Below are 15132 nucleotides of genomic sequence, written 5' to 3'. Positions count from 1 at the left end.
TCAGCGTGATCTGTTATTGTTTTAACACAACAACATATTCTTATTAAGAGGAGCAGAGGGACTGGCCCTATGACGCTTCAGCAACCCCGCCACGGCGGAAGGTGCTAATTCCTGCAGGTTAAATTCCTGGATGATAAGAGCTGAATGACTTACTAAACCATTTCAACCCTCTTATTCAAACGAATAGGAGGGTTTTTCGTTTTATTAAGTTTTTAATTAGGGTTTGGAGCATGATATCGGTTTCAAAACCAAGTATGTTTATGTGTGTAGTTATATTTAGTCGGAAGGCGGGTAGACCATTGATTGAATTTAAAAATGTAAGCAAAGTTTTTAAAACAAAAGAACGAGAAGTTAAAGCACTTGATGAAGTAAACTTCCGAGTTGATAAGGGACAGATATCAGGCGTCATTGGCTTTAGTGGTGCCGGTAAAAGTACATTGATTCGCAGTGTTAATCTGCTAGAACGACCAACAGATGGCGAAGTGATTGTGAATGGACAAAGCTTAACGTTGTTAAAGGGTGGCGAACTGCAGAAGGCTAAGCGCAACATCGGTATGATTTTTCAGCATTTTAACTTACTGCAGTCTAAAACAGTGTTTGAAAATGTGGCAGTTCCTTTACGTCTTGTGCGAACTCCACAAGCAGAATTAAAAAAACGTGTAAGAGAATTACTGGATTTTGTAGGTCTATCAGATAAAGCAGATAGCTACCCAGAACAGCTTTCTGGTGGTCAAAAGCAACGGATTGGTATTGCCCGTGCATTAGCATCTAATCCAGCTGTCCTGCTATGTGATGAAGCGACATCTGCTTTAGACCCGGAAACGACCAGTTCGATTCTTCAGCTTTTAAAGCGTGTAAATGAGGAATTTAACGTAACAATTTTAATCATCACACACGAAATGGGTGTCATTCGAGAAATTTGTGATCGGGTTGCGGTTATGGAAGAAGGAAGAATTATTGAAGAAGGAACGGTTCTTGATATCTTCTCTAAACCACAGCACCAGACAACCAAAAATTTTGTTCGATCTGTATTTAAAGATCAAATACCGGCAAGTGTACGAAAAATCCTTGAAAAAGGGTCTGAACAAATTAAAATCTACAAAATCGAATTTATTGGGGAATCATCAGGTAAACCGCTTTTGTCTGAGCTTGTTAGGAATTTTGATGTTGATGTTAATGTATTGTTTGGAAACATAACGGAGATCCAGGATACCCCTTTCGGTAGCTTAACGGTGGAGTTGCAGGGAGATCCAGGATCACTTGAATCTGCGTTTCGATTTATTAAGGAGAAAGAACTATTGGTATCGGAGGTGAAGCTAGATGCTTGAAAGTTTACCCGAGTCCATTAGACCAAATATTTCAACGGACATTTTGCTTACCTCTTTATATGAAACATTGTATATGGTTTTCCTATCGTTAATTTTTTCAGCCATTTTAGGCATTTTGCTTGGGGTTGTGCTTGTGGTTACACGTAAGGGTCATATCCTTGAGTGTGCCTGGGTGTTTAATATATTAAATCCCATTATTAATGTTTTGCGATCCATTCCATTTATTATCTTGATGGTTGCTATTATTCCGTTTACCCGACTTATTGTTGGAAGTGCTGTTGGCATGGAGGCAGCTGTTGTACCACTTGTTGTGTATGCTGCACCATACATTGCACGGTTAATTGAGAACTCGCTTTTAGAAGTGGAGCCTGGCATTATTGAAGCGGCTGATTCAATGGGTGCCTCCAAAGCGCAAATTATCTTCCGCTTTCTACTACCGGAAGCAAAGGGTTCATTAATTCTTAGTATTACAACCGCAACAATTGGTCTCGTTGGTGCTACCGCTATGGCTGGAGCTATCGGAGCTGGTGGGATTGGAAATGTAGCTATCACTTACGGCTACCAACGTTTTGACGATGCCACTATGGTGATTACAGTCGTGCTGCTAATTGTTATGGTTCAAGGTTTGCAGTCGCTTGGTAATATACTCGCAAGAAATTCTAGAAGAAGATAAAAAGAAAAGGTGGAGAGAGTTCATGAAACAATCATTTAAACTAATCGTAGCAGGACTTGGTGTCTAGCATTAACAGCATGCGGGCAAGGAAATGATGATAGTACAAGTGGAGATACAGAAGGATTCAGCAAAGATAATCCGGTAGATGTGAAAATTGGTATTTCGGGTACGGATTCACGCCAGTGGGACTTTATTTCGGGAATTGCTGAAGAAGAAGGCATTAATATTGATATTGTCAGTTTTAATGATTATGTCCAGCCTAACCAAGCTCTTGCAGACGGAGATATTGATGCCAATGCCTTCCAAACGGTATCGTACTTTGATAATTTCAGAGAAGAGAATAATTTAGATCTAGAAGCCATTGGAACGACAATACTTGCTCCGCTAGGGGTCTATTCAGATAAGTATGACTCCGTTGATGAGATCCCAGATGGAGCGGAAATTCTAATTGCAAATGAAGTCACAAACCAAGCGCGTAACCTAATGCTTTTACAAGAAGCGGGACTAATTGAGCTTGAGGATGACTTTGGTGTGACTAGTGGCTTGGATCAAATTAAAGATAACCCTAAAAATCTTAAACTAACGGAAGTCGTACCTGCTAATGCACCAAGATTAATGCAGGATGTGGATGCAGCGGTTATCAACAACGGAATTGCTGTTGATGCAGGACTAAACCCAACAGATGATCCACTTGCACGTGAAGATGAGACAGCAACACCGTACATTAATATCATCGCTGCACGTACAGATAACGCAGATGATGCAGCATTACAACGCATCGTGGAGATCTATCAGACGGATGAAGTAAAAGAATTTATTATTGATGAATACCAAGGAGCCACAATTCCAACGTATATCTCGTTAGATGAATTAAATGAATATCCACGTTAATGTGTGGAGGAAAAGATGTCTGTGCGCAGGCATCTTTTTTTGTGTCAGCAACTCAACAGATCAAGGAAGGTCCTTATCGCTCCTCAATAATGTTTTTACGATAAGATCTCTAGATGGAAAGGACACTGCTGTTACTTTATCAACTGTATATGACATTAAACAAGTGCTTGAAACGGAATTTCGACTAGGTAAACTACCTGTTAGGAAGGCTATAACAGAATTAGAAGAGCTTGGGGTGGATGTGTTCGAAAAAAGTAACCACTAAAAAACCGAATCAAGCATCTGCTTAATCCGGCTCACATCCTACTTATTCTGATTTTCTTGTTGATCCTTGCTTTCTTTCCATCTTGTTAAAAAGATGCTAACTAGCACAATCGCTGCAAGTGTAATAAGCAGGGTTGGAGAAATATTAATAATACCTGTTATATGTAAGATAGCTAGAACAAGAAGAACTACGTTCATTGCAATACGAATCGATCGGAGTACAGTCATATTCATGGTGGTCACCTCTTTGTTTATGTTTCTTCTCATACTATAAAACAACATACGCTTGTTTGCCAGTTCTACAAATGAAGTGTGGATGTTTACTGAGTGGGGTACTTTACTAATAGAGGTGAGGAAGATGGGTTATTATGATACGATTGATTTTGAAAATACGGATTTTCGTAAAGAGCCTCACAAATATAAAGTTGGTCGAGGTGAACAAGGAGTCTTGATGGTTGAGCCATATAAGGCAGAGATTTTACCTAATTGGCGTTTTAAGACTCCGGATATTGCAAAGGAATCAGCAGATACAATATATGAGCAGTTTTGTACATACAAAAAGCAGGATGATTTTGTTGGAATGGATATGGCTCGTAAATTTTTGCAGATGGGTTATACACGTGCTCGTCGTTATGCGAATTATCCAGGAGGCAAAAAATACAACAAAGATGGCGACATAAATGAACGAGATATTGATGAAACAAAAGCACGGTCTGCAGAAATCTTTCAAGAAAAGTGGATTCTGGTTCGTGAGGATGAAGAATACTTAGAAAAGAAAAAAGCACATCAAAAAAAATTCGGATAAGGAAAGAGGTGCGGATTTGGAGAAGGCCGTGATCGATCGCTTTGAGGATCAAGATCTTGCTGTATTGCTGGTTGGCCAAAGTGAAAAGGAGTATAACGTAAGTCGCAACATACTTCCAAATGAGGTTAAGGAAGGTAGCCATTTGCTTATTGTTTTAGAAGATGGAGTTATTTCTTCTGCTACTTTGGATGAGGAGGCGACACTGGAAGCGTCTAATCGCATTCAAAGCAAAATGGATAAGCTTCGAGAGATGAAAAAGATGAAAAGACGCTCTAAATAAAGGCTTTCTGTTCCACTTACAGGAGGCTTTTTTGTCGTTGGTCAAAAAAGTATTAATGTGTAATAAAGTATAAGGATAAGCTGAAAGTACTGTTATACTAGGGTTTGTAAGAGCGAAAAATAGCTATTGTCTGTAAGGTTATTGGAAATTATATTTAAAGGGCAGAGGGGAAAGAGGCTGCGAATATGAGAGGGGGAAGTTTGGGATATGAAGATAAAGAATGCTAAAACCAAAGTAGGCTTGTCCTTATTAAGTGCAGGAATGTTGCTCCTTGTTGGATGTAGTGAAGAGGGGAGTTCAGGTAGTGATGGAGAATCAGGCTCATCACTTGATTCAATTGACGTCATGACGATGAGTTATGAGCCAGATCCTACACAAAATGATAGCCCTGTTGTCAAAGAACTAGAGGAGTTAACAGGTAAAAAGATCAACCTATTATTTATTCCTTCTACCACATATGGTGATCGTTTTAACGTGACCCTAGCTTCTGGTAACCTTCCGCATGTCATGCTTGGTGATAAAAGTCCAAGCTATATCAGTGCTGTGAGAGACGGAGCTTTTTGGGATCTTACAGATTATTTGGGTGATTATGAAAACCTACAGATAAATGACATTGTTAAAGAAAATGTATCCATAGACGGTCGGGTCTACGGAATTCCGAGAGCCAGACCATTAGGTAGAAACGCCGCAGTTATTAGGAAAGATTGGCTTGAGAATGTTGGTATGGAAATGCCAGAGACAATTGAAGACTTTCACGCAATTTTGAAAGCGTTTACCGAAGATGATCCGGACGGTAATGGAGAAGATGATACGTACGGAATGGCAATTTCCGAGCATGAAGAACCTTGGAATATCATGCAAATGTGGTTTGGTGCACCTAATAAATGGGGCTTTGATGATAATGGAGAATTAATTCCTGATTTTACAACGGATGAGTACCGTGAAGCGCTTGTTTGGTTTAATCAGATTTATGATGAAGGACTAATTAATGAGGATTTTGCTATTATGGATCCTACGCAATGGACCAATCCAATGATAAACGGAGAAGTTGGAATCATTGTTGATGTGGCAGATACATCAGGACGGATTCAAAAAGGAATGGTGGAAAAAGATCCTGAATTAGATGACGTGCTTGATGTATTTGGTGCGGTTAGTGGTGACCACGGTTTGGTTACAAAACCAACGACTGGATATCATAGTGTGTTCTCAATCTCAACCACTTCTGTGAAGACAGAAGAAGAGTTAAAAGAAGTGCTTTCGTTCCTAAATGATCTGAATTCGGAAGAAGGTCAAATCCTTGCTATGAATGGAATTGAAGGTCGTCACTATGAATTAGACAACGGTGTATTTACGGACCTTACACTTGAGGATGAAAGTTTGAAACAAGAATTTCAATCGTTAAACCAAATGCAAATGTACCTTCCTGAAGAAAAGTTCCATAAGCCAGAGGAAACAGCTTTACAAGCTCGTTCGCAACAAGTCATGGATGAGAATGAAGCAATTGTTCAGCCAGACCCTGCTTATCCGCTTGTGTCTAAAATCTACGCACAACGAGGTCAGCAGCTCGATAATATCATCGGAGATGCACGGATTAAGTATATTATCGGTGAGCTAGACGATGCAGGTTTTGATGAGGCAATTGATACATGGATGAGTTCTGGAGGAGGAGATTACGTAAAAGAAATAAATGAGCTCTATGCTGAAGCTCAGTCAAGTAAGGAATAACAGTTCATCTAAGGGCACAGCTTCGTAAAGCCGGTCTGTGCTCTTTCCTATTTCTATAACGTGGATTAATGGAGGTGGATCAATGGAAAGTCAAAAAAGTGAATCAGCTATAGAAAGCATTTTAAATACTAGACCTAAGCAGTCAAAGTTTCAAAAAATATTACGTGATAAGTGGATGTACGTGCTTGTATTACCTGGTGTACTTTATTTTCTTGTTTTTAAAATTCTACCAATGTGGGGCGTATTATTGGCCTTTCAAAACTATTCTCCGTTTTTAGGGTTTTGGGGCAGTGAATGGGTAGGAATTGAACATTTCCAAGCGATTTTTTAGTGATCCAGACTTTGTCAGGTTACTGAGAAATACATTGCTGCTCGCCGTTTATGATTTGATTTTCTTTTTTCCTGCACCCATTTTATTAGCATTAATGCTTAATGAAATTAGGCTTTCCTTATACAAAAGGACCATTCAAACACTTGTTTATGTCCCTCACTTTATGTCATGGGTTATCATTGCGAGTATCTCGTATGTGTTTCTAACAACAAGTGGCGGTATTGTGAATGAACTGGTTGAACGGTTTACTGGAAGTCAGATCTCATTTTTTCTTCACCTGACTGGTTCCGACCAATGATTATTGCTCAGATTATCTGGAAAGAAAGCGGATGGGGAACTGTTATTTTTCTTGCTGCACTAGCGGGAGTTAGCCAGGAGCAGTATGAGGCAGCCATTGTTGATGGGGCAGGCAGATTTAGACGGATGTGGCATGTAACCCTTCCTGCACTTCGTAGTACGATTGTCATTCTCTTAATTCTAAGGCTAGGAAACTTCCTTGATCAAGGTTTCCAAGCAAATCTATTTGATGACAAATTCTCTAAACCGAGATGTAGCTGATGTATTTGATACGTATGTGTACTTTATGGGGATTACTCAAGGAGCCTTTAGTTATAGCACCGCAGTTGGGTTGTTTAAAGCGGTAGTTGGAATCATTTTGATTTTTGGTGCCAATCATTTAGCTAAACGATTTGGCCAGGGCGGTATTTTCTAGAAAGGGGAGGAACAACAGGTGAAGATTCATAATACACCAGCTGGACGAGTATTCGATGTGTTTAATCACATCATCTTGTTAGTTATTGCTTTAGTCACGTTTTTGCCGTTTGTTTATATTATAGCCGGTTCATTTGCAACGGAATCGGAAGTAGTGGAACGATCATTTTTTATCTGGCCGAATACCTTTTCATTAAATGCATATGAATATGTCTTCTCAACTACTACATTCGTTCGCAGTATAGGTGTGTCTGTACTCGTGACAATTGGCGGTACGATTGTTAGTTTGTTTCTGACAATGACAATGGCATATCCTCTTTCTAGGAAAGGGCTAATTGGCAGAAACCTATTGTTAAATATGATTATTTTCACGATGGTTTTTAGTGGAGGTATGGTACCAACTTATATGGTTGTGAGGTCACTTGGATTGCTTGACTCTTTGTGGGCGCTAATACTACCACTGGCTATCAATCCATTCTATTTAATTATTGTGAAAAACTTCTTTCAAATGCTGCCTAACGAGCTTGAAGAGTCCGCTAAAATTGATGGTTGCTCCGAGATCGGAATCTTTTGGAGGATTATTTTACCTCTTTCAAAGCCTGTGATAGCAACCTTTACATTATTTTACGCTGTGTTTTATTGGAACGACTTCTTTCAAGCATTACTCTATATCAGTGACAGTAGCAAGTGGCCGGTCCAGCTTTTATTGCAGCAAATTATGAATGTTGCTGAAACCAGGCTCGGTGGTGAAGTGGATACTGCTTTTGCAGAGCCACCAGCAGAAACGTTAAAGCTAGCAGTAATCGTTGTTGCGACACTTCCGATTCTGCTCTTCTACCCATTCCTTCAAAAGCATTTTGCTAAAGGAATATTGATTGGATCTGTAAAAGGCTAAATGAATACCAATTAAATTGGAAAAATAGTGAAAAAAGACTTCTTTCTTAATCTCTCTTGCTATAGTATAGAATTATCTGATTCTTTAAGCTGTAGCTAGAGAGGTGGGAATAGAGTTGGGACTAATCAAAAGAGTACAAACGGGCTGGAGTCGTGAATACTTTCGCAAAAACTTTTTGTTAATCCTCTTTATCGCTTTTATTCCAGGTGTCATCTCTGGAGTAGGTATTCAGTGGTTTGGAGTCAATGAGGTAAAGGATGAATTAAGAGAGAGACATAATAATCAAATAGCAGAAAAAGCTGAAATTATAAATGATCAACTAGATTATTTAGAAATGTCTCTATCTTATTGGGCGTTTGAGAAGCGGTTTGGACCAGAATTAATTGATCGTAATTTTTTACGAGATGTAACGGAAACGCGAGATATGATGCAGATGCTTACTGTACTCCAAGCAAGTCATCCTCTAATAAAAAAAGTAGAGCTCTATTTAAATAAAGACAATCAGCCATTGCTCTTTAGTCCATATTATAGCGAAGTGAAGGCTGTTGATTATTCGTTATACCAACCATCTCTCAGCCGTGGTTATTCACTCGGGTGGGAACAACTCGATAATCATACGGGTGCAGACGGAGAGAGCATGATACTAAGCCATGCGATACCTGGTTCTAGCCAAGTGCCCTTTGGATCATTAAATGTCGCATTGGATCAAGAGAAGTTTGGACAGCTTTTACAAACCTTAAAACCGTACGATCATGGGACGACCTTTTTGATAAATGGTCAGAAGCAGATCATTCTGCCAACGGTCTCTTTAGAGCAGAATTATTTTGTAAGCGCTTTAAAAAATGAAGTGATTCAGTTTGAAAATCAAGAGGGGTCATTTGAATATGTTTATCAAGGTGACAGCTATTCGGTATCTTATGGGGTGCTTGAACGAGTGAATGATAGCTGGACATATGTGTCTGCCACTCCCTTATCGGCGATTACAGCGCCAATTGAACTAGTTTCAAAGAGTATTGTGGCTATATCAGTATCAGGACTCGGAATTGCACTTGTATTAACGTGGTTTGGTTCCAAGAAAATCTATCGACCAGTAGAACAATTAATTGAAAAAGTACAAGAGGAGTACCAAGAAGTTGAGGCTGAAAAAACAAAAGGGGAGTTTAGTCTCATTGAGGAAGGTTTCACACAACTTTATCAAGAACGTCAGCGTTTAAAGGTCCGATTAAAATCAGAAACACCACAGCTGCAAAAAAGCTTTTTAATTCAAATGAGTCAAGGTTATCTTTATCAGCAGAATGAGCAGCAGTTGACAAATAGAATGGAAAACTACGGATGGAAGGTTACAAATCGAACATTCAGAGTGATTGATATTCAAGCAAGTGGTACCGGAAAATCAAATCAGAGCCTGATTACGAGTGACGATAGTTTAATCACATTTTCGATTCAGAATGTTGTCGAAGAGCTGTGTGAAAAGTATTTTCAACAGTACAGTGTTTTAGATAATTATGATCTGTCAGTTAGTCTATTTTTAATTGAAGAGGAAGAGGATTCTGCTTTTATCAAAGAATTTGTTCAAGAAGTGACCGCTATTATTAATCGTTTATTACACATGCAATTAATTATTACTGTGAGTGAAGGGACTTCTCACGTTAAGCGAATTCATGCCCTTTTTGAAGAAACGAGACAAGGAAAATATCAACGTCGTTTTAAGAACCAAAATCAAGTTTTGTTTTTAGAAGAGGTGCAACAAAGAGGCAACCGCAGCCATGGCATGTATCCATTTGAAGTTGAACGTGAAGTCATTCAGGCTATTCGAAATGGGGAGAACCTTCAAGTTCATAATCATCTAGAGCTTTTTCTTAATCAGTTGGTGGCTAGTGCCAAGACGTGGGAGAACATTCAAATGGGGATGCTACAGTTGTTCAGCAGAATCCAGGATGAGATGTTACTGTCGGATATCCAGTTAGATGACGTGTATGCGAATCGAAATCTCTATGCAGAGCTTAGTCTGATTAAAGAACCAGTGAGAATGTTGAATTGGATGGAGGTTGAGGTCATCGATCCGTATCTGGCGCACTTAAAGGAACGAGTGAATCTAGAAGCAAAACGCCTGGTAGAATCAGTGATTAACTATCTTAAGAATTCATATATGAATGATATTTCACTAGATCATTGTGCAGAGATGTTTGGAACAAATGCTCATACGTTAAGTCGGAGCTTCAAAAAAATGACGGGTGTAAAGTTTATAGATTATTTAACAGAATTACGAATAGATAAGTCAAAACAACTTTTAAGTGGCACAACAATGAAAATACATGAAGTAGCTGAACAGGTAGGATATCGCCATAGCTATTTCAATCGGATTTTTAAGAAAAATGCGTGTCTGTCTCCGAGTGAATATCGAAAAAAACATGGTTAAAATCACCTACGAGTGGAGGAACGATTTTGCAAAGCTTAAGAGAGCAATTCCTTAACCCTTCTATTGAGTACACACCCGTTCCCTTTTGGTTTTGGAATGATAGACTCACACATACAGAAATAAAAAGACAAATTCATGCGTTTTATCAAAAGGGTGTTGAAGGTTTTGTCATACATCCGCGATTAGGCCTGCCAACCGATATTGAGTACTTATCTGAAGAATTTATGTCGTATGTTAAAACGGCCGTGTCTGAAGCGAGCTGTCTTCATATGACTGTGATGTTATATGACGAAGCGATGTATCCATCAGGTTCTGCTCATGGCCGAGTGGTCAGGGATCAGCCTGCTTTTGCAAGTAGGGGTCTTCAGATGGTCCAATTAGATCCAGGTGCATCTCTTGATTTACAGTCAGATGAAAGGCTTGTTTCCCTTCAAGCAGTCAAGACGCAGGGTCATGTGATTCCCTTAAATGAAATGGAGATACTTAGTCTTGAAGACTTAGATGATGGTCGTTTCCGTGATCGCACTATTTTTGCATTTATCGAGAAACCCTCAAAAGGAACAATTCGAGGTGTACATGCTGGAGAGGATGATGGAGAAGCAGGGGCACCAAGCATCAGCTGATTTGTTAAATCCTCTCGCTGTACAGTCATTTATTCAACATACGCATGAAATATATAAACAGCACGTAGGAAAATGGATGGGCACAACGATAACGGCTTTTTTTACAGATGAACCGGATATCCTCGGGCGAAATGCGTCAGAGGAGCTCAGACCGTGGACAGAGAACTTTCTTCAAGATTATTTGCAGCATGGGGGAAGTGAGAATGAGCTTGCTGCTTTCTGGTTGGATGCAGGGGAGCAAACAGAACGGATTCGACACACCTATGAGAACGCGGTAAATCACAGATTATCTACTGTCTATTACTTGCAGCTGGCCAAGTGGTGCGAGAGTAACAGCTTGGCTTTGACGGGGCACCCGGCTGCAAGCACTGATATTGGCTTGCTGAAACATTTTCATATTCCAGGCCAGGATGTAGTCTGGCGTTGGGTAGGTCCAGAGGATAACAAAGCATTAGAGGGACCTCATTCAACAGCGGCTAAATGTGGTGCAGATGCAGCTAGACATTATGGACGTAGGCGTAATCTAAATGAATTTTTAGGCGTATGCAGCAAGGATGGAGATTGGACCTTAACAGCTGATGATATGAAATGGTATATCGACTGGCTGGCCGTCAGAGGGGTGAATCTCTTTTGCCCACATGCGTTTTATTATTCGATCTCAGGTAAAGAAAGAAGTCATGAACGTCCGCCTGATGTGGGAATGCATAATAGCTGGTGGCCCTTTTATAATCAGTTTTCAACCTATATGAAACGCCTAAGCTGGCTGATGACAGATGCGGTTAATCAGACAGAGCTTGCTGTCATATGCACGGAGAGTGTGTTGCCAACGCGTTCTGTTAAACCTTTGTACCAGCAACAGATCGAGTTCAATTACTTGGAAGAGGATCTGTTGGACCAGGCATTGATGAAAAGTGGAGCTCTATCTATTTGCGAACAAACCTACACAACCATTTTAGTAGATAAAGAGCTACAGGTAAAAGAAGAAACAATGTCTCTTTTAGAACAATTTAAGCAGCAAGGTGGCAGTGTCATTCAAGATCAAGTAGTTGATCAACTGGAAAAAACAATTGAGCTAAACCCGGCAAACGCTGATATTAGAGTGACACATGTAAAGAAACAAGGACAGTCATTTTATTTCATCGTGAATGAAGGAGAAACAGCTTATTCGGGTATATGTATGCTGGCAAATGCACAATCGCTTCAGGTATGGAATGCTTGGTCAGGTGACGTCTCCACTGTTGGTTCTTTCGACGATGCCGCATTTCGACTGCATATGGATAGAAGAGAGAGCTTAATCCTTGTGCCGTCAGAGTCACATGTTGTTGCAAGCAATGTACCCTCTAGACAAGTTGAACAAGTACGTAAACCAGTTACAGAATGGAACATGCAATATTCGGGAAAAGACATCAGCCAAGCAACTTTATCGTCGTGGGTAACGTGGGGAGGAAAGTGGACTCATTTTTCTGGAACCATTCGTTATGAATCGGATGTACTCCTAAGCAAAGAGGACAGTGAAACGCTGAAACTGCTTGATGCCGGGGAAGTATTTGAACTTGCGGAGCTTTGGATCAATGACGTCTATATTGGAAATAAGCTTTGGGCTCCTTACCGGATTGAGATACCAGAAGGGGTTTTAGTAGAAGGTGTAAATACCGTTGTTCTTGAAATTACAAACAGTAAAGCAAATGAAATGGATGGGTTGTCTACACGATCTGGTTTAGTTGGGCCAGTTGTACTAACAAATGAATAAGTGGGGAGCATCGCTATGCAATCGAATAGTTTAACAGGTGGGATTTATGCCATAGGAGAATTCTTTATGTTTCTTGTTAAGTTAAACGTGCTTTGGATGATAGGAACCTTAGTAGGGTTGGTCTTATTTGGATTTGGTCCGAGCACGCTTGCGATGTACGATGTCTTAAGACGTTGGATGAGAAAAGAATCAGATGTACCCGTTTGGCGGAACTTTTGGCGTCAGTATAAAACATATATAGTCCGCGGTAATAAGTTAACGCTTACATTGATGCTTGTTGTCATGATAGTATATATAAATATCACGTATTTTATCATAGAGCCTGCCTGGCTGACGATCCTCATAAAGTATGCGTTATTTATCATTGCAGCACTGCTTATTCTAACCGTATTATATGTCTATCCAGCTACGGTCCATTTTGAGATGAAACTTCTAGAGTCAATAAAGCAATCCTTTTTTATTGGCTTATATATGCCGCTGCGTACGCTCTATCTTGTAGCAGCTATCTTAACTGTGTATCATGTTCTCTTTTTATTCCCTCTTCTGATTTTCTTATTTGGCATCAGCTTATTTGGGTTCATTCAGATGTGGATTGTGCTTAGAACCTTTGCTCGATTAGAAGACAAACAAGCGAGAATGGTTGCTGCTAGTACCTAATTGATGCTTCTACACACTTCTTTTTTCCCTAAGTAGTATAGGACCTGCCCGGCTCACTTATACTTGTTGTATAGATGTGAAACGGGGTGTGAAGATGCTTTCGATGCTGCCAAATGTTCCACAATCGTTTGTGACCGAGAGACTTTTTATCAGGCTACCGATGCCTGGGGATGGAAAGGCTGTGTTTGAGGCCCAACAGGCTTCACTAAAGGAAATGCTGCCATGGATTCATTGGGCTCATTATCAGACCACACTTGAGCAAACAGAGAATGGAGTCCGTTACGCGCATGAACAATATATGCGGAAGAAAGATTTGCGTCTGCATTTATTTGATAAACAAACCGGAGTATTTGTAGGATCTTCAGGGCTTCACAATATTAATTGGTCTGTACCGCGTATGGAAATCGGCTATTGGATGGATACGCGACATAGTGGAAAAGGATATATGACAGAGGCAGTTGCTGGTATTACAGGTTTTGCTTTTCAAGAATTAGGTGTTCACCGACTTGAGATTCATTGTGACCCTGATAATAAACAAAGCCGTGCAATTCCAGAAAAATTGGGTTATGAACTTGAGGCTGTTTTAAAACAAAACAGCATATCAACTGACGGACGGAGCTATCGCGATACTTGTTTGTATGTGAAATTAAATCAAGACCGATATTCAAATAAGTAGCTCTATCGCTTGATTGGATAGGGCTTTACATAGTATGAGAGGGGACAAGCGTATGTCGAAGCTAAAAGCCATACAAATTGGATTGGGAGGTTTCGGGTTATCGTGGGTAGAGCTACTACAAGCGAATCAAAATATGGAGCTTGTTGCCATAGTAGATCAGCAGGAAGAAAGTCTACAAAAGGCGCAGGAAATGACCAATCTGGGGCCGGAGCAGTTGTTTATTTCTTTTGAGAAAGCGCTTGAGAAGGTACAAGCTGATTTTGTTTTGATTGTTACACCTCCTGCAACACATATAGCGCTTGCCAAACAAGCTTTAAAAGCTGGATTACACGTAATGATGGAAAAACCGTTAACGGATACAGCTGAAGAAGCAAATGACCTTCTAGCCTTTTCAAGAGAGTATTCACAAAAAGTGATGGTCAGTCAAAATTATCGCTGGAATCCTCAAATTCAAACCATCAAACAGTTGATTGCAGCTAGTAGCATCGGTCCAATTGAATATGCCGATTACTATTTTAATAAAGCGACACACTTTGGTGGTGGAGAGATCAGTATGAGGAAATCCTTCTTCAGGATATGGCTATCCATCACTTTGATATTCTCCGCTATTTATTAAATGATGAAGCAGTAACCATTCAGGCAACTAGCTTTAGGCCATCATGGAGTTGGTTTAAAGGGAATCCGCATGCTGATGCTGCAATGACATTTAGTAAAGGTGTGCATGTACATTACCGTGGAAGATGGGCTGGTAAAGGCAAAAAAACAACCTGGAATGGAGACATTCGTTTAGTTGGTGAAAGAGGCGCAATTGAATTAATTGATGATCAAGTCCTTTTGTATCAAGGAGAGCAGGATATCCCTGAAGAGATCCCGCTTATCAAAACGCCAACCTCTGATCGTATGATTTCACTAGATTCATTTATCCAAGCAATTAAAGAAGATACAGTTCCGCCTACATCGATTGAAGATAATATTAAAAGCCTTCAACTAACCTGGGCGGCCATTGAATCCTCTAAAACTGGAGAGCGTGTACACCTCTAAACTCTTATTCTAGCTTTATACATGCTATAGTAAAAGAATAGAAATTTTGAAGCTAGGGGGCCA

The 15132-nt window shown here is 39.9% G+C and carries 15 protein-coding genes, 1 pseudogene and 1 riboswitch; of the genes and pseudogenes, 15 read left to right on the top strand and 1 reads right to left on the bottom strand.

The window, feature by feature from the left end:
- The first annotated feature begins 37 nt into the window (after positions 1 to 37).
- A riboswitch (SAM riboswitch) is annotated at positions 38 to 140 on the top strand.
- 159 nt (positions 141 to 299) lie between these two features.
- From NDM98_RS18655 to NDM98_RS18645, 3 genes are all read left to right on the top strand, one after another.
- Positions 300 to 1328, top strand: a complete 1029-nt coding sequence (locus NDM98_RS18655) for a methionine ABC transporter ATP-binding protein (protein ID WP_251610839.1) — start codon at positions 300 to 302, stop codon at positions 1326 to 1328.
- 73 nt (positions 1329 to 1401) lie between these two features.
- Positions 1402 to 2001: a methionine ABC transporter permease gene (locus NDM98_RS18650; protein WP_373370431.1), complete on the top strand. Its 600-nt coding sequence runs from the start codon at positions 1402 to 1404 to the stop codon at positions 1999 to 2001.
- 147 nt (positions 2002 to 2148) lie between these two features.
- Complete coding sequence (locus NDM98_RS18645) at positions 2149 to 2892, top strand: MetQ/NlpA family ABC transporter substrate-binding protein (RefSeq protein WP_251610837.1); 744 nt, start codon at positions 2149 to 2151, stop codon at positions 2890 to 2892.
- Positions 2893 to 3195: 303 nt separating this feature from the next.
- Here NDM98_RS18645 and NDM98_RS18640 read toward each other — a convergent pair whose 3' ends face one another.
- Positions 3196 to 3390, bottom strand: coding sequence for a hypothetical protein (locus tag NDM98_RS18640; protein ID WP_251610833.1), 195 nt, complete (start codon positions 3388 to 3390; stop codon positions 3196 to 3198).
- A gap of 124 nt (positions 3391 to 3514) precedes the next feature.
- On the opposite strand from NDM98_RS18640, the gene NDM98_RS18635 reads away from it, so the two are divergent.
- The 12 genes and pseudogenes from NDM98_RS18635 (at position 3515) to NDM98_RS18580 (ending at position 15069) form a co-directional block, all read left to right on the top strand.
- Positions 3515 to 3961, top strand: coding sequence for a DUF4385 domain-containing protein (locus NDM98_RS18635; RefSeq protein ID WP_251610831.1), 447 nt, complete (start codon positions 3515 to 3517; stop codon positions 3959 to 3961).
- A gap of 16 nt (positions 3962 to 3977) precedes the next feature.
- Positions 3978 to 4241 carry a DUF3006 domain-containing protein gene (locus NDM98_RS18630; protein WP_251610829.1) on the top strand — a complete coding sequence of 88 codons (264 nt, stop codon included), beginning with the start codon at positions 3978 to 3980 and terminating at the stop codon, positions 4239 to 4241.
- A gap of 207 nt (positions 4242 to 4448) precedes the next feature.
- Entirely contained in the window at positions 4449 to 5966 is a 1518-nt protein-coding gene (locus NDM98_RS18625; protein WP_251610828.1) for an extracellular solute-binding protein, read from the top strand.
- A gap of 82 nt (positions 5967 to 6048) precedes the next feature.
- Positions 6049 to 7009 (top strand): annotated as a pseudogene (locus tag NDM98_RS18620) (ABC transporter permease).
- Between the two features lie 18 nt (positions 7010 to 7027).
- Complete coding sequence (locus NDM98_RS18615; RefSeq protein WP_251610827.1) at positions 7028 to 7903, top strand: carbohydrate ABC transporter permease; 876 nt, start codon at positions 7028 to 7030, stop codon at positions 7901 to 7903.
- A 115-nt stretch (positions 7904 to 8018) separates the two neighbouring features.
- Entirely contained in the window at positions 8019 to 10322 is a 2304-nt protein-coding gene (locus NDM98_RS18610; RefSeq protein ID WP_251610825.1) for an AraC family transcriptional regulator, read from the top strand.
- Positions 10323 to 10348: 26 nt separating this feature from the next.
- Complete coding sequence (locus NDM98_RS18605; RefSeq protein ID WP_251610823.1) at positions 10349 to 10945, top strand: hypothetical protein; 597 nt, start codon at positions 10349 to 10351, stop codon at positions 10943 to 10945.
- Entirely contained in the window at positions 10911 to 12695 is a 1785-nt protein-coding gene (locus tag NDM98_RS18600) for a hypothetical protein (protein WP_251610821.1), read from the top strand. Before NDM98_RS18605 ends, NDM98_RS18600 begins: the two co-directional genes overlap by 35 nt.
- Positions 12696 to 12710: 15 nt before the next feature.
- Positions 12711 to 13352, top strand: a complete 642-nt coding sequence (locus tag NDM98_RS18595) for a YesL family protein (RefSeq protein WP_251610820.1) — start codon at positions 12711 to 12713, stop codon at positions 13350 to 13352.
- Between the two features lie 94 nt (positions 13353 to 13446).
- The gene (locus NDM98_RS18590) at positions 13447 to 14028 is read left to right on the top strand and encodes a GNAT family N-acetyltransferase (protein ID WP_251610819.1); all 582 of its coding nucleotides are present in this window, start codon (positions 13447 to 13449) and stop codon (positions 14026 to 14028) included.
- A 52-nt stretch (positions 14029 to 14080) separates the two neighbouring features.
- Positions 14081 to 14644, top strand: coding sequence for a Gfo/Idh/MocA family protein (locus tag NDM98_RS18585; RefSeq protein ID WP_251610818.1), 564 nt, complete (start codon positions 14081 to 14083; stop codon positions 14642 to 14644).
- A complete protein-coding gene (locus NDM98_RS18580) occupies positions 14605 to 15069 on the top strand; it encodes a Gfo/Idh/MocA family oxidoreductase (protein WP_251610816.1) in 465 nt (154 codons plus the stop codon). The genes NDM98_RS18585 and NDM98_RS18580 overlap by 40 nt, the downstream gene beginning before the upstream one ends.
- Positions 15070 to 15132 lie beyond the last annotated feature (63 nt).

Origin of the sequence: Alkalicoccobacillus plakortidis (assembly GCF_023703085.1) — a bacterium.
Lineage (GTDB): Bacteria > Bacillota > Bacilli > Bacillales > Bacillaceae_D > Alkalicoccobacillus > Alkalicoccobacillus plakortidis.
This window is presented reverse-complemented; position numbering and strand designations above follow the sequence as displayed.